The 18534-nt window shown below is 46.6% G+C and carries 14 protein-coding genes; 7 read left to right on the top strand and 7 right to left on the bottom strand.

The annotated features are described in order from the left end of the window. Window positions 1-25: 25 nt before the first annotated feature. Window positions 26-1492 (bottom strand): amidophosphoribosyltransferase, encoded by a 1467-nt coding sequence (gene purF, locus QUB52_RS19735; RefSeq protein WP_332966345.1) that lies wholly within the window; start codon window positions 1490-1492, stop codon window positions 26-28. Window positions 1493-2049: 557 nt separating this feature from the next. After that, window positions 2050-4602 (bottom strand): phosphoribosylformylglycinamidine synthase subunit PurL, encoded by a 2553-nt coding sequence (gene purL / locus QUB52_RS19730; protein WP_332974494.1) that lies wholly within the window; start codon window positions 4600-4602, stop codon window positions 2050-2052. Window positions 4603-5082: 480 nt separating this feature from the next. Between purL and QUB52_RS19725 the strand changes: the two genes are divergently transcribed. From QUB52_RS19725 to QUB52_RS19715, 3 genes are all read left to right on the top strand, one after another. Beyond that, window positions 5083-5682, top strand: a complete 600-nt coding sequence (locus QUB52_RS19725; RefSeq protein WP_332966342.1) for a pentapeptide repeat-containing protein — start codon at window positions 5083-5085, stop codon at window positions 5680-5682. Window positions 5683-5849: 167 nt separating this feature from the next. Next, on the top strand, window positions 5850-6947 hold the full coding sequence (locus tag QUB52_RS19720; RefSeq protein ID WP_332974493.1) for a flagellar assembly protein H: 1098 nt from the start codon (window positions 5850-5852) through the stop codon (window positions 6945-6947). A gap of 143 nt (window positions 6948-7090) precedes the next feature. Beyond that, entirely contained in the window at window positions 7091-8827 is a 1737-nt protein-coding gene (locus QUB52_RS19715; RefSeq protein ID WP_332974491.1) for a DUF3352 domain-containing protein, read from the top strand. A 537-nt stretch (window positions 8828-9364) separates the two neighbouring features. Here QUB52_RS19715 and mrdA read toward each other — a convergent pair. The 3 genes from mrdA to QUB52_RS19700 form a co-directional block, all read right to left on the bottom strand. Continuing rightward, window positions 9365-11194, bottom strand: coding sequence for a penicillin-binding protein 2 (gene mrdA, locus QUB52_RS19710; RefSeq protein WP_265233104.1), 1830 nt, complete (start codon window positions 11192-11194; stop codon window positions 9365-9367). A gap of 274 nt (window positions 11195-11468) precedes the next feature. Then, a complete protein-coding gene (locus QUB52_RS19705) occupies window positions 11469-12788 on the bottom strand; it encodes an RNA-guided endonuclease InsQ/TnpB family protein (RefSeq protein ID WP_332976244.1) in 1320 nt (439 codons plus the stop codon). 698 nt (window positions 12789-13486) lie between these two features. Further along, on the bottom strand, window positions 13487-13681 hold the full coding sequence (locus tag QUB52_RS19700) for a hypothetical protein (protein ID WP_265233106.1): 195 nt from the start codon (window positions 13679-13681) through the stop codon (window positions 13487-13489). Between the two features lie 113 nt (window positions 13682-13794). Here QUB52_RS19700 and QUB52_RS19695 point away from each other — a divergent pair, with 113 nt between their 5' ends. Further along, entirely contained in the window at window positions 13795-14277 is a 483-nt protein-coding gene (locus QUB52_RS19695; RefSeq protein ID WP_332974488.1) for a hypothetical protein, read from the top strand. A gap of 278 nt (window positions 14278-14555) precedes the next feature. Further along, on the top strand, window positions 14556-15350 hold the full coding sequence (cysE, locus tag QUB52_RS19690) for a serine O-acetyltransferase (RefSeq protein ID WP_265233108.1): 795 nt from the start codon (window positions 14556-14558) through the stop codon (window positions 15348-15350). A gap of 168 nt (window positions 15351-15518) precedes the next feature. Here cysE and QUB52_RS19685 read toward each other — a convergent pair whose 3' ends face one another. Beyond that, on the bottom strand, window positions 15519-16100 hold the full coding sequence (locus tag QUB52_RS19685) for an Npun_F5749 family FMN-dependent PPOX-type flavoprotein (protein ID WP_265233109.1): 582 nt from the start codon (window positions 16098-16100) through the stop codon (window positions 15519-15521). On the opposite strand from QUB52_RS19685, the gene QUB52_RS19680 reads away from it, so the two are divergent. Further along, on the top strand, window positions 16051-16296 hold the full coding sequence (locus QUB52_RS19680; protein ID WP_265233283.1) for a hypothetical protein: 246 nt from the start codon (window positions 16051-16053) through the stop codon (window positions 16294-16296). The genes QUB52_RS19685 and QUB52_RS19680 overlap by 50 nt on opposite strands. Further along, the gene (locus QUB52_RS19675; protein WP_265233110.1) at window positions 16191-17309 is read left to right on the top strand and encodes a tocopherol cyclase family protein; all 1119 of its coding nucleotides are present in this window, start codon (window positions 16191-16193) and stop codon (window positions 17307-17309) included. The genes QUB52_RS19680 and QUB52_RS19675 overlap by 106 nt, the downstream gene beginning before the upstream one ends. Before the next feature lie 117 nt (window positions 17310-17426). On the opposite strand, the gene QUB52_RS19670 is transcribed toward QUB52_RS19675, so the two are convergent. Then, window positions 17427-18146: a pentapeptide repeat-containing protein gene (locus QUB52_RS19670; RefSeq protein ID WP_332974487.1), complete on the bottom strand. Its 720-nt coding sequence runs from the start codon at window positions 18144-18146 to the stop codon at window positions 17427-17429. Between the last annotated feature and the right edge of the window lie 388 nt (window positions 18147-18534).

Genomic DNA, 18534 nt, shown 5'->3' with positions numbered 1-18534 from the left:
CGATCGCTTTTCACTTTGGGATTTTCTAGGTGGTAGCCTTTTCTAATATGAGCTTCGCCCGTTTTACCATAGCCGGAATCTCGATCGGATAATCGCCGGTAAAACACGCCGAACAAAAACTTTTCGTGTCTTCATTAGTAGCACTCAGCATTCCTTCCCTGCTCAAGAAAGCCAAGGAATCCACCCCAATTTGATCGCCGATTTCGGCGACAGACTTGGTAGCAGCAATCAACTGATCTTGATTGTCGGTATCGATCCCGTAGAAACAAGGATGAGTCACCGGCGGTGAGGAAATCCTCATGTGAACTTCGGTTGCGCCGGCATCCCGCAAGGCTTTGACAATTTTACGGCTGGTAGTGCCGCGCACGATCGAATCGTCGATAATAATTACCCGCTTTCCTTCCAACACATCTCTGAGAGGGTTGAGTTTCATGCGAATTCCTGACTCGCGCATCGTCTGAGTCGGTTGAATAAAAGTGCGTCCGACGTAGCGATTTTTAATCAATCCTTCGGCGTATGGAATGCCGGAAGCTTGAGAAAAGCCGATCGCCGCTGGGATGCCAGAATCGGGAACACCAATGACTATATCAGCCTCAGTCGGAGATTCTGTTGCCAACAAACGCCCTAGTCGCAACCGATAGGTGTACAAATTTTCACCTCGCATAATGCTATCGGGTCGAGCAAAATAGATCATTTCAAAGACGCAAAGTTTGCGTTTTTGCTGCTGGCTCCAGTGGAAAGAAGCCATACCTTCCTCTGTAATCCAAACCAATTCCCCCGGTTCTACATCCCGCAAAAATTCAGCACCGATAATATCCAAGCCGCAAGTTTCCGAGGCTAAAACGTAGCGTACCGGAGTTGTGGGGAGCCTGCCAATTACCAGCGGGCGGACGCCATACGGATCGCGGACTCCCATCACGCCTTTCGGGGTGGCGATCGTCAAACTAAAGGCTCCTTGGCACATACCAAAGGCACTGATCGCAGCTTCCAGCCAATCTTTGCCCTTGTCTACCTCCGAACCGATCGCCACTGCGATCGCCTCTGAATCCGTCGTGCTGACAAACTCGCAGTTGCGAGACAGCAACTCTTCCCGCAATTCTTTAGTATTGACAAGATTCCCGTTATGTGCTAATGCGAGACTTCCCAGACGAGTTTCGACGACCACAGGTTGAGCGTTGATCACCCGCGACGAGCCGGTAGTAGAGTAGCGAGTGTGTCCTACGGCTAAGTTACCGGGTAAGTGACCTAAACTCGATTCGTTGAAGACCTGCGAAACCAGTCCCATATCCTTGTGCAGGTGGACTGTTTCACCATCAAAAGTAGCAATTCCGGCGGATTCCTGACCTCGGTGCTGCAAAGCATACAAGCCGAAGTAGGTCAACTTGGCGACATCTTCACCCGGTGCGTAGATACCGAAAACGCCGCAAGCTTCCTCGGGCTTGTCGGGTTTGCTAGAATGCTCGTCAGCCTCGAAGGAATGGTTGGGAATCATAGATGGGTGGGTTCCTAATGGGGAAGGTGGGTTAGGGGGACAGTTTCAGCGGGAAATCTTGTTTGCGAAAGCGTCGCATAACTTAACATTCCCTTAATCTTGCCACGGATCTGTCATTATTTCCAACTCGTGTAGCATTTCTGACAGAAGTGATGCGGCGTTTAATGGCATTGTAGTATCGATCGCCCTCAAATCATATATTAACCTTGATTAACGGCGGGCGAGGGATTCGGCGATTGAAAAATACTGTTGGCGAAGTCGGCAAGGGTGTTACCGCTCACATCTGGAATGCAGCAGTGGGGTTCGCTCTGGCTACTTAATAGCTATATGGTTAATTAAATATTTAGTCCCGAACCACTATTTTTAGGGGTGAGGGTAAAATTCTTTTTAAATTCGCCAACAGTCTCTTGAAATTGCTTCTACACAAACAAAGTCCGCCTTTGCGGACTCAAGAAATTCAACCCGCTTGGAGTGGGTTTCGTCTGTGTAGAAGCGGTTAAAACCGCCGGGTTTTTCTGTGTAGAGGCGGTTTCAAACGCCGTGTGTATGGACTGCGATTAGACAGATCCAATCCTACGCTCGATCGCATTATAGAACCGATCGCGCATATCATTCATGCTAACCTCAATTAACACTTGATTGTCAGCACTCACAACCCGCAAAGGTGATTCAGCACAGCAAACTAAACCAATTTTCTGCCACATTTTGGTCAAATGTTCTTCCAGGTAAGACTCCCAAATTCCTTGATTTTTCGGCGCCACTGAAACTATAATGCAGTTGCCCATTTCACCAAATAAAATTTCATCCCAGCGGCCGACATTTGCCGAATTGAAACTGAGATTGATTTCTGCACCCATTTTAGCAGAAATACAGCATTCCGCGAGGGCGATCGCAATTCCACCTTCCGCACAATCATGGGCAGAACCTACCCAACCGCTGCGGATTCCATCGCGACAAACCGATTGCACTTTTCTTTCTAACTCAAAATCTATCCTTGGCGGTTTCCCAGCTACAATCCCGTGAATTGCCGCTAAATATTCCGAACCTCCCAAAGTAGGAGAAGTTTCGATTTTTGGGCTTTCAGATGAAAGTTCTGAGTTTTGGGATGATTCCCCCATTCCCAGCACATAAATTAAATCACCTTTCTTTAGCCAAGCTTGGCCGCAAATCTTCTTCAAATCTGGAATTAACCCCACCATTCCGATTACCGGAGTCGGATAAATTGGTTGAGGATTTCCCTCAGCATCAACCGTTTCATTGTAAAGAGAAACATTGCCGCCAGTCACAGGCGTTCCCAACTCCCGACAAGCATCAGCAATCCCGCGACAAGCTGAGGCTAACTGCCAATATCCTACAGGTTTTTCGGGACTACCAAAATTGAGATTATCAGTAACAGCTAAAGGTTCAGCACCCACACAACTTAAATTTCTCGCTGCTTCCGCTACGACTGCTTTTGCACCTTCATAAGGATCGAGATAAACATAACGAGAATTGCAATCAACAGTTGCAGCAACTCCAGGAATCATCCCCAGGGGCTCTTCCTTCTTGCTAAGGGGGGGATAAACTTTTGGAGTTTCCCTACCTTGTGCCTTTGTAAATAGAGGAATTACCTCTTCTTCCTGTTTGCTTTCGGAAGCTAGAGAAACAGCATTTTCTCTCTGTAGATCCCCCTTAGCAAGGGGGTGTACTTCTAGCCCGTTAGCAAGGGAAGATTGGCAAGGTTCTAGCGGACGCAATCTGATCACCGCAGCATCCGCGCCTCCCGGTAAAACAACAGTATTGTTTTGCACTTGATGGTCATATTGGCGATAAACCCAGCGTTTAGAAGCGATGGTGGGAGTATCCAAAAGTGTCAGCAAAACCTGATTCCAAGTTTGGAAATTACCCTGAACTTCGATGCCGGCTGCGGTGCATTCCGGCAACTTATCCGCCGTCCATTCCCATGCTTTTATAGCATATTCTGGCGGTTCTGTCAACAATTCTCGGTGATAAATTGGCGTGTTATCTGCCAAAGCAGTCGCGGTAATTTCGGCCGCGATTTCGCCTTTAAAGAGAATTCGGACGATCGGCTCTGCGATGACTGTGCCCGCGACTACGGCGTGCAATCCCCAACGATGGAAAATATCGATTAATTCCTGTTCCCGTCCTTTCTCTGCCACAAACAGCATCCGTTCTTGAGATTCCGAAAGCAAGTATTCGTAGGGAACCATACCGCTTTCTCGAACCGGAACTTTATCTAAATCGAATTCAATACCGACACCACCTTTAGCTGCCATTTCTGATGTCGAGCAGGTAATTCCGGCCGCGCCCATATCTTGGGCGGCGACGACTGCACCAGTTTTGAATGCTTCTAAACAAGCTTCAATTAAGGATTTCTCTAAAAACGGATCTCCTACTTGGACTGCTGGGCGGTCATCCATTGATTTGTCGGTCAATTCTGCACTAGCAAAACTCGCTCCTCCCATGCCATCTCTGCCAGTAGTTGAACCGACATAAAGTACGGGATTTCCGATTCCCGATGCCCCGGATTTAACGATTTCTTGGGTTTCCATTAAACCCAAAGCCATGACGTTAACTAAGGGGTTGCCAGAATAAGCTGCATCAAAGTAAACTTCGCCGCCCACTGTGGGTACGCCGATGCAGTTTCCGTAGTGACTGATTCCCGATACTACGCCTTTGAATAATCTCTGAGTTTTGCTATCATCTAAGTTGCCGAAACGTAGAGAGTTTAAAAGTGCGATCGGGCGAGCACCCATTGTGAAGATATCGCGGAGAATGCCGCCGACTCCTGTTGCTGCGCCTTGGAAGGGTTCGACTGCTGACGGGTGATTGTGGGATTCAATTTTGAAGGCCAGTTGTAAGCCGTCTCCCAAGTCTATGACTCCGGCATTTTCTCCGGGCCCGACCAGAATGCGATCGCCCTCTGTGGGAAACTGTTTTAATAGCGGCCGCGAATTTTTGTAGCAGCAGTGTTCGCTCCACATCACGCCGAACATTCCCAATTCAGCCTTATTGGGATGGCGGCCGAGACGCTGAACGATTTCTTCGTATTCTTCGGGTTTGAGTCTTTCGGCGGCAATTTGTTCGGGAGAAAATGGGAGGTTTGACATAATAATTGCGATCGTTTTGTAGATTTTACATCCCAATTAGGGATTCTTTAAATCAGGACTTAGGTATTAAGGCCAAAGAAACCGGGGTTTTTATTTTATCTGCGGGTTATAACGAAGTATTCTCGCAAAAAACCCGGTTTCTGAGCGCCCGTGTGGCCAGGACTGTTAATGCTAATTTCTAGGAGGGGGAGTTTGCTTGTAAGATTGTTCAGATTTTAAGTTCCAGCATGGATTGAAGGTAGTACCAGTTTTGTTTGTGGTTCCGATTAGCTCCTAGCACGCGATCGATTATACAGGGAAATTGAGAACTTACCAAATATCCGATAATAATTGACATATATCTTGTTTTCTGCTAAAGCAACCGCCCCCGACAGTTAAAATGTTCTTAATTCCTCAAACCCTTGTCGAAGATTCCCTCTTCCCTCTTCCCTCTTCCTTCTTCCCTCTTCCTTCTTCCTTCTTCCCTCTTCCTTCTTCCTTATGACTCAAAATCTCAATTTTGCCAACCAAAACTTGCGGAACCGTTCATTTAAAGGGCTTGACTTGTCTGGGGCGAACTTCAGCGGTTGCGACATTCGAGGCTGCAATTTCACCGGGGCGATTTTGAGGGGGGCAAATTTTCAGGGTGTCAGAACCGGACAAAGCCGCCGCCGGATCAAAAAATTGATTGCTAGGGCTGGGGTGACTGCGGTGACTGTGACGACGGCTGGGGCCTTGATTGGACTGATTGGCGGGGCGGATGCGGGGGCTGTGGCGGTTGCTGGGACTGCTGCGACGGCGATTGCTGCGACTCGGGGCGAGGCGGGAATTGTGGCTGGGGCTGTGGCTGGGGCTGCTGCTGCGATCGGCGCTAACGGTATTGTGACATTTTTGGGCGGGGATACTCTCAGGGGAATTGGTTTATTTTTGGTTTCTGGGGTTATTTTGGGGTTAACTGCGATCGGCTTTTTTATCGCTGTTGAAGAAATCGAAAAATTATCGGTAACGTCGTTTAGAAAAGCTGATTTGACTGATGCTGTATTCGATCCGGGGGCGGTTCTCGATGCAGATTTTTCCGATGCGCGAGGTTTGCTTTGGTAGACTGCAAAATCGACTTTTTGCATAATTTTTTGATTGATACAGAAACCGCAGATTTCAGGCAGATTAACGCAGATTAACGCAGATAGATTTTAAGAAAACTGGGCGATTGAAACCGCCGTCTGCATCTTTTCTGATAAAATAGCATGAGAGTGCAAAAAATTTACTTTATGACTAAGTTTCCCCACGATCAGTTTGCTAAAGAATACCTTCAAGAGTTATTGTCGCCTCTCGGAGAAGTAGAAACTAGCAAAGATGTCACCGCTGAAGTCAGAGAAATTGATGTCTGGTTTCAACCAACTTCTTTTGAGGGCGAATATCTCCAAAGTTTAGGTTTATTAGGTAAAATGGCTGCTACTGTAGCTGTGATTGAGCCGTTTCGCAATCCGGTTAATAATGAAGGAATCTTCAGTTGTGTAGTAAAATTATTAAATAGTAGGGCGAAACTGGGGCGGCAGACTAATCGAGAAGACCAGCGTTTAGAAGAAAGACAATTGCCGAGGTTGTGGATTTTAACTCCCACTACTTCGGAACTTTTACTCGACAGTTTTGGTTTTCGGGTTCCCGAAGAGTCTGAGGGCTGGGGGAAAGGAGTTTATTTTTTAACTGAGGTTTGGAGAGTTGGACTAATCGCCATTCACCAGCTACCCAGAGTCCCAGAAACTATGTGGTTGCGGATGTTGGGCCGCGGACGGGTACAGGAACAGGCGATCACAGAATTAAGTGCATTGCCTGTGGATAATCCACTCCGAACTAACGCGCTAGAATTATTGTACATCTTGCAAGCAAATTTGCAAGCGAATACACCACCTATTCCCGCAGGGGATGATGAAGATCAGGAGTTAGTTATGGCGATCGCACCTCTTTTTCAACAACATTTAGAAGCAGCCAAACAACAAGGTCAGGAAGAAGGACAGCGGATGATTTTGGAGAGCTTATTGCAGGTCAGATTTGGAGAATCAGACCCGCTAACTCTCGCATTCATCCCGTTGATATCGGCTTTACCTGTTGCCGAATTTACTGTGTTGCTAGTGCAGTTATCTAATTTGCCTGCGGGACAAAATGAACGCCAACAAGTGCAAAGCTTGCTGGCACAAACAGTTCTGGAAAAATCCTTCAGTCAATCGGGACAATTAGAACAACTCCCGGTGAATCTCATCTCTAATCTGCTGGCTTTATCTCCCGAAATTCTATCATCTTTGTTGGTAGAATTACCTCAATTGTCGATTGAAGAACTGACAGAAAGATTGATACAACCATCGACTTAGAAACAAAATAAACTGACGGGCGATCGCCTGTCAATATTGGGGCGGTTTTTAACAGACACCGCCCCTAAATTTTGTATATGTCAATAGCTACGGTGATGCGTTATTGTAGTTAATAATAGACTGTGATCATTAGTCCTTGTTGTATGAAGCTGCGATCGTTCTTTTCTTTCCTCATTGCTGGCGTTTTGGCACTCTTAGCCTTGAGTGCCGGCGGTTTTTACTGGCTGACAACCAAAACTCCCCTAAATTTGCTCGCCGGTGGGCCGACAACTACTCCGGCTGCGGCTGTGTTTGTCTCGAAACAAGCGCCTTTGTTAGCTTCTATGCTGGTAAATCCCGATCGCCTTGAAGCATTGCGGCAAATCTTTGCCTCTCCCGAAGAAAGAAGCCGATCGCACGCTGAATTCGAGCAAATCAAAAAAAGCCTCCTCGCCAATACAGGCCTGGATTACAGTCGCGATATCCAACCTTGGATCGGTGACGAAATTACCCTCGCCGTAACCAATCCCGATTTTGACGATCGCGATCGCAACAACGGCCAACAAACCGGGTTTCTGCTGGCAGTTTCCTCCCAAAATGCCGATCGCAGCCAACAATTTCTCACTTCCTACTGGCAAAAAGAATCTCGTAAGGAGAAAACAGTGCAGTCGGAACTATATAAAGGCGTAAAAATATATTATAAAGAATCACCAATAGCAAAGAAAAAAACTGATCCAATTTCGCCTTTCAACCCGCTTTCTCTGCCGAATTCAACTTTGCCACCCAGCTTTGCAACTGCGGCAATCGGCGGCACTTCTGATTCTGGAAATAACAGTAGTTTTGTTTTATTTGCCAACAGTCCGAACGTGCTGCGAGATGCAATTAATAACGTTGAAACAGCCAACCTAAATCTTAAAAATACCCCCGAATATCAAAAAGCTGTGCAGCAGCTAACTCAAGGCAGAATAGCTTTAGCTTTTGTCAATTTTCCGCAGTCAGCCACCGAACAAAATTCCCAAGTTTCTCCCAATTCCCTCGCAGTTGCTGTCGGAGTCAACCGACGCGGATTGCTGGCCCAAACTGCTTTGGTGACATCGCGAGACAACACAGCCGTTCCCACACTCTCCGCACCAGTCCAAGCCTTGCAGTACATACCCTCAGCCAGTCCTTTCGCCGTCGCTAGCACCGATTTAAGGAATTTTTGGACTGATTTGTCATCGGCGGTGTCCGCCAACGCAGAAGTCTCAAAATTAGTCGATCGCACGATCGGAGATATTCAGCAAAATTGGGGCGTCAATTTGCCGCAAGATATATTTAACTGGGTACAAGGAGAATACGCTTTAGCAGTGGTTCCAAGTTCGTCAAACACTCCCGACTGGATTTTTGCTGCGGAAAAATCTGCGGATGCTCAAAAGGCGATCGACAAACTTGATGACATTGCCCGCAGCAAAGAATACAGCATCGGCAACTTTACTCTCAGAAACCAAAAAATTACCGCTTGGACGCAGTTGACAACGAGCCAGAATTATGATCAAAAAAATAAAACAAAAAGTGCGATCGAAACCGAGGCAAAAGGAGTTCGAGCCACAGTCGGTAAATACGAAATTTTCACTACTTCAGTAGAAGCAATGGATGCAGCGCTCAAAGCAGCCGAAACAGGCTCTTTAGTTGCCAATCTTGATTTTCAAACCAGCATCGAACCGCTACCGCCATCTAACGACGGCTATTTTTATTTAGACTGGCCCTCCAGCAGAGCAATTTGGGAAAAACAAATCCCGCTGTTGAGGTTAATTGAACTTTCCGCGAGACCATTTTTCGACCACTTGCGATCGCTCACCGTCACCAGTACGGGAGAAATCACAGGAATTCGCAAAGCCACCATATTTATGCGGCTGAATTAGTCATTAGTCATTAGTCATTAGTCATTAGTCATTAGTCATTAGTCATTAGTTATTAGTCATTAGTCATTAGTAACGGACGCGCCTATCACGCTAAGAAACCGGGTTTCTACGAGTTTTGGGTTGAGTGACGATAAATATTGAAAGAAACCCGGTTTCTCAGGTGCGCGTGAGTAAGAAACCGGGTTCCTACGAGTTTTGGGTTGAGTGACGATAAATATTAAAAGAAACCCGGTTTCTCAGGTTGGCGCGCGTGAGTAAGAAACCGGGTTTCTACGAGTTTTCGTAACAGAAACGATCAATATTGAAAGAAACCCGGTTTCTCAGGTCGTGAGTCCACCTTACTCCAATACCTCTCGGTTAAGGAACTTTGGTTAACAATCCTTAACGAGTTTACAAGCATTTCAGGAGATTAAATCCTACAATTTTGTGCTTAACCGAGAGGTATTGCACCTTACTCTACTTGTCAACTAATGCCCAATGCCCAATGCCCAATGCCCAATGCCCAATGCCCAATACCCAATGACAACTGACTAATTACTACTCAGGGTTTACTACTATTGGGTTGACTGGTGTTTTTGGTTTGCCAAAATAAGCTTGAAATACCTCTTTGGCGATCGGGGCCGCGGCAACAGCACCAAAACCGGCATTTTCCACAATCACGGCGATCGCAATTTCTGGCTTTTCAGCAGGCCCGAATGCCACATATAGCGAGTGATCCTCCTGTCCGATGACCTCCGAAGTCCCTGTTTTGCCCGCCGTCAGCGGAATCGAACCGTCATTGAGTCCCTGTCCCGTACCCTCGGAAACTACTGCGATCAATCCTTCCTTAACCACCTGAACTGTCGAAGGTTTGATCCCGATCTTTACCCGTTGAGTCTCTGGAGTGCCAGTCATAGAAGTCAAAAGATGGGGCTTGACTCGATAGCCGCCGTTAGCGATCGAACTCACCATTACCGCCTCCTCCAAAGGAGTCACCAACACCAACCCCTGACCGATCGACATTGTTACCGTATCGCCCTCATACCAAGGTTCTTTATATATTTTCTCCTTCTCGGCCGGTGTCGGAATTTGACCGTGACTGCCCCCGCCTAGCCCCAAAAGATTCAAATTCGTATCCTTGCCAATTCCCAAGCGGTGTCCCCACTTAGAAATTTCCTCTGGCCCGGTACTCATCCCCACTTGATAAAAAAACGTATTGCTGCTGAAAGCCAAAGCATCCCGAAAGCCGATGTCGCCGTAACCGCCGCTGTGTTCATTAAAATTAATTCCGCCCACAGTAATGTAAGACGAAGTACCCAAAATTGAGTCTGGCGAAAACTTGCCTGACTCGATACCGGCGACAGAAGTCACAATTTTAAAAGTGCTGCCTGGGGGATAGCCTTGCATCGCCCGATTCAAAAATGGATCTTCCTGGTCTTGAAGAGTTGCCCAGTCATCCTTAGTGATTTTTCGCGTAAACAGATTGGGGTCAAAAGTCGGGTGGCTGGCGAGAACTAATACCGCGCCGGTTTTGACATCCAGGGCGACGACTGCTCCCCGGCGGTTCCCCAGGGCTGTTTCCGCTGCTTTTTGCATGGACAAGTCGATGGTTAGCTGCACTGCCTCGCCCGGTTTCGGGGGTGTTTCTCCCATGAGCCGCAATTCTTGATTTTGGGCATTTACCTCGATCAGCCGATCGCCCCAAACTCCCGCAATCTCCTTGTTAGAACTCGCTTCTATGCCCATCTGACCGACAATCATCCCCATCGGATATTCCGGGTGAGCTTTCAAATCTTCTGCGGTAGCTTCGCCAATATATCCCAAAACATGAGCCGCCAAACTGCCTTCGGGATAGTAGCGGTTTGCTTCGGGCCGCACTTCCACTCCCCGCATTTGTCCCACCTGTTCTGCTAGCGGTACAAACACCTCTGGCGGCATCGCTTGCTTGATCCGCACGGGTCTGTAGGATAGAGGATCGACCTTTTTTAATTTCTCTAATATTTCTTTAGCCGGGATTTTCAGCAGCGGACTCAACTTGTCTGCTGTCACTTTCCACTGTTCCGGCGTTTGTTCTTTCGGCCACAAATAGACCGATCGAGCTAAATTGTTTCCCGCTAGCAGCTTGCCTTTGCGATCGACAATATGTCCGCGATTTGCCGGCATTGGCACTAGGCGAACCCGATTGTTTTCGGCCCGTTCCCGGTTTTGCTTACCTTGTACCAGTTGCAATTCCACCAGCCGACTAGCGTGCAGGCCCAGCAAACCGGTTGCCACCAGCATTAATACGATCGCCCGATGTATCGGACGCGACTGTTTCTTAGGAGTTTCCCCCAGAGTTTTGTCTGAAGAGCGAAATTCTGAGAGCGAATAAATTTGTCGTTGCATCATTCTATAGGTAGATGTCAAATCCTAGATCTTAGATTTCTGATTCTCAAGTTTGCAGTATACAGCATCAGACCGGGGCGATCGGCTTTCACTGTTAGGCGCAGCGGAACGATCGATAATAACTCATGACTAATAACTCATCACTATTGACACTCTCAGCGAAGACAGCGACTGAGATTCTTAAGATTTTGCAACCTTAATATCCTGATTGCTCAGGTTCCCAAACTCACCGCGTTTGCTCTTTGAGCGCAGTGATACCTTTTGGGCGTTTAGATGGCTAGCACCAAGTTTCGCGTCCTGGCCCGCGTACTATTGTCAAAACTCGATCTCGAATAGTTTTTGCAGCGCCAATATCAGCGTGTTCGTGATAGCCACATTCGACACACATGAACTTTTCACCATCTCTATTCGACTTGTCGATATGACCGCAATTCCTGCATTCTTGGCTAGAGTGTTTAGGATTGATTTTAATTGTGATTTTTCCTTGCTTCACAGCAAGATACTCAATCTTCAAAATCAATTCACCCCAACCTGCATCAGAGATAGAACGATTCAAACCTTTTTTTCTGGATTGTCCATTCCTAAGAAACCTCCCAGCTTTTTTGTCAGTTGTCACCTTGCATCGGCGCATCATCCTAGAGATGTTTAAATCTTCTAGGGCAATCACATCGACGTTGCGAGACACAATCTTGTTAGCAACTTTCCATTGATGCGATTGGCGTTTATTACCAATCTTTTGATGAAATCGCCCAACTCTGATAGCCGCTTTTTTGCGGTTTTTGCTACCTTTGACCTTACGGCTAACTCGCCTTTGTCTAATTTTCAGAGTCCGCTTAGCTTTTTTGTTGGTTGCAAACTTGGGATTCTCGATTTGATATCCATCAGAAAGGTGAACCAACTTAGTTATTCCTAAATCGCACCCTATTACTTTGGGATTATTACGCCTGAGTTTAGCGCTGTATTCAGGTACAGATTTATCCTCTATTCTGAGGGAAATATACCAACAATTTTGACGTTTTCTAACCGTGCAAGCCTTGATGGTAAACCCATCTGGGATTGAGCGAGAGTTATGAAATCGCATCTGGCCCAGTTTAGGGAGATAGATTTTATTGCCCTTTAGTTTTACGCCCATCACATAAGTAAAAGACATAAAGTTGCTACGGTTTTTGAACCTGGGAAATCCTCTGCCTTCAAAGAAATTCTTGTAAGCAGTGTCTAAGCGTTTAACATTCTGTTGTAGAACTGTTGAATCTATTTGAGCATACCAATGTCTAGCAATTTTCAATTCTGGCAATGCTGTAATTTGAATGTCCGCCGCACTTCTACGGGGATTTCTAGCCTTACCTTCTCGATCAAACTTATAGTCTTTCCAGGGATTTCCAGTTGCGCCACTTTTGCTAACGAAACAGGTTAACGGTGAAATTTCGCCATAAGTTCTAATATCGCAGTAGTCGCCTTGGACAAACTGTTGGCTGTATTGGGTAATCCTGTCATTTAGACACCAGTTGTAATGACTTCTAAGCATATTTACCCAAGCCGACATCTTTAAGACTTGCGTTTGATTGGGGCGCAATTTGTAAATATAGTTTGTTAGCAATCTCACTCACCTCCTTGTTCATATCTTAATATAGCAGGCGCCTTTTAAATATTAAGAATCAAGAAAGATTCACGGCGGTTAAAACCGCCCGTGCCGCTTACATCTCATGGCTAAAGCCGATGAGTTTTCCGCTTGCCGAACTTTTTTTATAACTCATGACTGCTGACTAATCGTCCAAGCACCAAGAAATAGCCAGCACAATTAAGATCAGGCTCAGCCAATTAGGAAAGTGAAGCCAGCCGAAGATCTCTACAGGTAACATTATTAAACCCCATGTCAATAGGGCACCGATCGTCAACAGCAAAGCCAAAATTATCATAAAAAAACTCGGTAAGTGGGAAACTCAGTGGCTTTAGCCTCGGAGAGGGAAACGACACGGGTGGTTTTAACCACCGTGAATCTTTCCATCACCGCCTTGGGATTGCTTGGCTAGGTGTACTTTTGTAATGTACTCTCAATGGGAAAATTACCATTTCAAGCTTCACAATCCTGTACGCATAATGGTTGCCTTTGTTGGGCCTCCCTTACGGGGTAATGTTAGCTTGTCGGTCAATGTTATCAGGGCTTGCGCAGGGCTAGCAGCACTGTAAAGCGTGACTTTAGAACTTGTTTAACCACTAGCGACAGAGCAGGGGACTAGCTTCGCATCCACAGGGTGTCGTGACCTAAATAACGTAGTCAGTTAAAACTATAGCTGGTCAGAATAGCTTGTGAGTAATTTCTCGCGACCAAGCGAGCGTGTCTTTAGACCTGAGTTCCTGACATCGAGCATCTTGAGAGCGTATAATTTCGGATGTGAGCCGATCGCGTGTGGCAGAACTCGGAGTGGCACGATCGAGGGCGATCGCACAGGTCAGGGTTCCGATGATAGAAATCAGGAACAAAAGCCACAAGCTTTTTCACTCAATTAAACAAAAATTGTTCTTCCTCTCCAAGTTCCGATTCTTGGGACTCAGACGAGTATATTCTGAGTTGTAATTTTAAGTTGTGACACAGGAGTATTGCCATGTGGTTCCATCTACCAGTCCATTTCAAAAACAGTGCGCTCTTAGCTGCTACCTGTGCGATCGCCGCCCTCCCAGTTTTAGCAGAAACAGCCAACTTCGGCACTTTAACTTTATCGCGAGGTTTTGACTCCCCAACAGCAATGTTGAGAGGTTCCACAGGCGGATCGTACTCTCTCTCTGCCATTGCTAACACCGATCGCCACAAAAACAAATGTTTGGGCTTTGCCACTCCTACTCCAGACCACATCATAATCTTGCAGCAAAACTTTTCAAAACTCGCAATCCAAGTCAACAGCGGAGGGAAGGACACAACCTTAGTCGTACAAGGCCCCGGTAACAGCGTGCGCTGCGGAGACGATACAGGTCAGAATAAAGATGCCAGCATTGTAGATTCAGACTGGCAAGCAGGATCTTACAGGATTTGGGTCGGTACTCTCGAAGCCGGAGCCAAGTCTAACTATACAATCTCACTACAGGAATAGAACGCAGCCACGCTGTGGGATGGACACGCTAAAATATTCTACATCCTCAAATTTTTCTCCCAATCGCCCGATCGCCCGATCGACCACTAATATCATGTCCGTTCGATTAGATTGGATCGCGCGTGCGGACTTAAGTCCGCAACCGAACAAGCGGACTTAAGTCCGCGCTACGAACCGTTTATGTTGTGACAATCGACCGAACACGATCTAACTTCCGCGATCGAGTAAAATTGTAAAATTGAAAGTGGCGTGTTTAACCAAAATTGGGAACTCCGAAAGTGCTTCATACCCTTAAAGCTGACTTCAGTATAATTTTCGATCGCGACCCAGCCGCTCGCAACTGGCTGGAAGTATTGTTTTGTTACCCAGGTCTTCAGGCCCTAGTGCTGCACCGCCTCGCACACTGGCTTTATTTACTGGGACTTCCCTTCATTCCCCGCTTGATTTCCCACATTGCTCGGTTTTTGACAGGAATAGAAATTCACCCAGGTGCAACGATCGGCAAAAGCGTCTTCATCGACCACGGTATGGGGGTTGTCATCGGCGAAACAGCAATAATCGGCGATTTTGCCCTAATTTACCAAGGTGTCACCCTCGGAGGCACAGGCAAAGAAAGTGGCAAGCGTCACCCTACCGTCGGCGAAAATGTAGTTGTCGGTGCGGGGGCCAAGGTACTAGGAAACCTGCTAATTGGCAACAACGTTCGCATCGGCGCAGGTTCCGTCGTCCTGCGCGATGTACCGTCAGACTGCACGGTAGTAGGGATTCCCGGCCGCATCGTGTATCGATCGGGAGTCCGCGTCAATCCCCTAGAACACGGCAGTTTGCCGGATTCGGAAGCTGTGGTAATTCGCTCTTTGCTCGATCGCATCGAATCCCTCGAACAGCAAGTAAAAAGTTTGGTTCCTCAAGCATCTGTCTCCTTAACTTCTGTTCCCAATTCCTATTCAGCATTTCCACATTTAAACCAAACCAACAATGTAGCCCTAGCTGAAAAAACCGAAGTTGTTGCCGCCGCTTGTCAGTTAAAAGATAAAGCAATTCAAGAATTTTTCGACGGCACCGGCATCTAAAATTTGAATTGGCCAAACAGGGCATTGGGCGAAGCGAAGCGGAGGGATTGGCCAAACAGGGCATTGGGCATTGGAACTGACAACAAATAACCAATAACCAATAACCAATAACGAATAACCAATAACCAATAACCAATAACCAATAACTACTGACTACTGACTTCTTTTTCAAGGATTGACCGATCGCACAAACCAATTTCCATCTGCATCGCGTCCGTAAAGCGATCGGTTCTGCGGTTCCCCCCGCAACTCCAAAAAATCCACCGTTTCGGGTTCCAACAACAGCAAACAAAAATTCGACAGCGGCTCGTGAGCATCTGGGGAAGCAGAATCAAAAGCACCAAAATCCGCCTTATCTTCCCCCGGTGCAGGCCAAGCAAACTGCGATCGAGCAGCCTCAGAAAGCTCCTGCCAAGCTGTGCGGCGCGCTGTAAACAACTCGGAATCTGCATCGGATTGCCGCACCAAAATAAGTTGTCCGGCAATCCGAAATTGTTCGCGAGTTTTAGGGAAATACCAGCAAATCTCCCCCCAAGGATAGAGGTCAATTTCCTCGGTCTTCTGACTGCGAATATCAGTAATAAACTTCAACTGATTAGTATCTCCTAAAAAACCTCGAAAAACCACAGTGCGGTTAGCCGGACGCCCAGTGGCGCGAACCGTTGCTAATTGCAAGTAGCGGGCAAAAGCAAGGCTGCGGTTGCGGTGCAGAGCTCGCGCCAAGGGCGATCGCCAAAGTGCTAAACACATAAAGGAAGGAAGAAGGAAGAAGGAAGAAGGAAGAAGGAAGAAGGAAGAAACAGTTATCCGTCAATTCCCTGTCATACTATTGGTAATTTTATGTCAAATACACACTCAAAACTCACAAATATTGAAACTCCCCACAGCGGCTACCACTGGGACAGTAGTTCCCGGCGCTTTTTTGAAGGCTGGTACTACCGAATAACATTACCAATTCACGGACAATCCTTTGCCTTCATGTATTCCATCGAAGACCCCAGAGGCGGTCAACCATACAGCGGCGGTGCTGCTCAGATTTACGGCCCTAAAGATAGCTATTTATGCCGCACCTTCCCCGACGTAAATAAATTTTGGGCGCACCGAGAAAGCTTGGGTTTAGGACATTGGGGCAAAACAAATTTACAAATTAAACCCGCATATTTAGAGCCGCAAATATTCGACAGCCACATCGAAGAAGGCTATCAAGCTACTGCTACCTTAAATCAAGGTTATCTGCATGATCCCGGAAGTGGCAGTCACTGTTATTGGGAGTACGAAATTAAACCAATTTACGGCTGGGGAAACTCTGCTGAACTCCAAAAATCTACGGCGGGAATGCTATCTTTTCTGCCCGTATTTGAGCCTGGATGGCAAATTTTAATGGCTCACGGTTTAGCCACAGGATGGATCGATTGGAACGGCGAACGCTACGAATTTACAGATGCTCCCGCTTACAGCGAAAAAAACTGGGGCGGTGCTTTTCCGCACAAGTGGTTTTGGATTAATTGCAATTGTTTTCAAGGCGAAAGTGATTTAGCTTTAACTGCTGGCGGCGGCAGGCGAGGCGTGCTGTGGTGGATGGAATCGGTAGCAATGATTGGCATCCATTACCGAGGCAAATTTTACGAATTTGTGCCTTGGAATTCGCAAATTAGTTGGAATATTGAACCTTGGGGAAGCTGGAAAATCCAGGCGAGAAACAGTCAGTTTGAAGTTGAGTTAATTGGGACTACAAACAGTTCTGGTACTTATGTGCGAACTCCTACAGCCGAGGGTCTGGCTTTTTGTTGCCGGGATACGACGCACGGCGAATTACGCTTGCAACTGCGAGAATTATTGGGCCCAAATGTTGAAAAAAATGGCAAGCAGCGCTCTAAAATTATCTTAGAGGCTCAAAGTTCTTTGGCCGGTTTGGAAGTTGGTGGCGGGCCCTGGGATGACGTTTGGCGATCGAATTAAATCAGCAGTCATTAGTCATTAGTCATTAGTCGGTCAACTGCCAACTGCCAACTGTCAACTGTCAACTGTCAACTGTCAACTGCCAACTGTCAACTGCCAACTGTCTTCAGACCGACTTTACTTTAAATTCAAGCCAATTTCTTCATTATTAATAGAGCCGTCGGGCATTATTGCCCCATTCAGCACCGCACCTCTGAGATTTGTTCCCGTTAAATTAGCACCTTCTAAATTAGCATTGCTGAGATTCGTAACTTGCTTGGAACCTCGGAAAAAGAAGCTGTGTAAGTCAGCATTTGTCAAATTACTGTCTGCCAAATTAGCATATTGCAAATCAGCACCGTGTAGCGTCGCATCAGTTAAATTAGCTTGAGTGAGATTGCTTCCCCAAAGTCGAGAATCCAACAAATTAGCATCTTGTAAATTAGCGCGACTCAGATTTGCCAAAGTCAGATTAGCATCCCACAATTTAGTTCGGTTTAAATTAGCTTCAGTCAAATTTGCTCGACGGAGATCCGTCCCCAAAATATCAGCATTTGCTAAATTAGCGCCACTGAGATCTGCGTCCGAAAGGTCAGCATTTTTTAAATTAGCGCCGGACAAGTTGGCGCCGGACAAATTAGCGCCGCTCAAGTTGGCTTCTTGGAGATTAGATCCTCGCAAATCGGCAGCGCTCAAATCGCATTGCTTCCACAAAAAGCTGACGCACCAATTATCTTTTAATAGCTGACTCACATCCTCGGCATTCGCGGCCAGAACTGGAGGAGTCAAGTAGAGAGTGAACAGGACGATCGCCAATACTGCCACCGCTAAAGTTTTTAACCTCAGAACTCTTTTCATTGACACTAATTTGCGCAATAGATTCTTGATGTGTAATCAAAGCATACCAAAGAATCGGCAACTTTCATCAGCAATATTACTCAAAAATATTAGTGAAATGTCGATCGCCGTTAGCCCAGCCCCCAACTTAACTCGGCCAGTCACGGGCGAATCCTCTTACCTAGAAAACGGGTTGCTTCACAGATGCGTCGGTGCCAGACAATTTTTTTCCCGAAACCCGGTATCAGATGCTCGCAAGTGCGATCGGGATTTACTGATAGCATAGATCATTACAAGGTACTAAGCTTTTGCCCATTTAAATTGTATATTTCAATAGACCTCTTGCAAAATAATTTTATGATATAATGGAAAGTTTTGCTTTACTGGATTGAATCCAAAGTCTTAACTT

The organism is Microcoleus sp. A6-C6 (genome assembly GCF_036705955.1).
Classification (GTDB): Bacteria; Cyanobacteriota; Cyanobacteriia; order Cyanobacteriales; family Microcoleaceae; genus Microcoleus.
The sequence above is the reverse complement of the archived record's forward strand: the minus strand, read 5'-3'. Positions and strand labels throughout refer to the sequence as shown.

Coding starts and splice junctions, on each gene's coding strand:
- purF (WP_332966345.1), bottom strand. CDS start 1,492: ATGATTCCCAACCATTCCTTCGAGGCTGACGAGCATTCTAGCAAACCC.
- QUB52_RS19715 (WP_332974491.1), top strand. CDS start 7,091: ATGAAGCTGCGATCGTTCTTTTCTTTCCTCATTGCTGGCGTTTTGGCA.
- QUB52_RS19720 (WP_332974493.1), top strand. CDS start 5,850: ATGACTAAGTTTCCCCACGATCAGTTTGCTAAAGAATACCTTCAAGAG.
- purL (WP_332974494.1), bottom strand. CDS start 4,602: ATGTCAAACCTCCCATTTTCTCCCGAACAAATTGCCGCCGAAAGACTC.
- QUB52_RS19695 (WP_332974488.1), top strand. CDS start 13,795: ATGTGGTTCCATCTACCAGTCCATTTCAAAAACAGTGCGCTCTTAGCT.
- QUB52_RS19725 (WP_332966342.1), top strand. CDS start 5,083: ATGACTCAAAATCTCAATTTTGCCAACCAAAACTTGCGGAACCGTTCA.
- QUB52_RS19675 (WP_265233110.1), top strand. CDS start 16,191: ATGTCAAATACACACTCAAAACTCACAAATATTGAAACTCCCCACAGC.
- QUB52_RS19670 (WP_332974487.1), bottom strand. CDS start 18,146: ATGAAAAGAGTTCTGAGGTTAAAAACTTTAGCGGTGGCAGTATTGGCG.
- mrdA (WP_265233104.1), bottom strand. CDS start 11,194: ATGATGCAACGACAAATTTATTCGCTCTCAGAATTTCGCTCTTCAGAC.
- QUB52_RS19685 (WP_265233109.1), bottom strand. CDS start 16,100: ATGTGTTTAGCACTTTGGCGATCGCCCTTGGCGCGAGCTCTGCACCGC.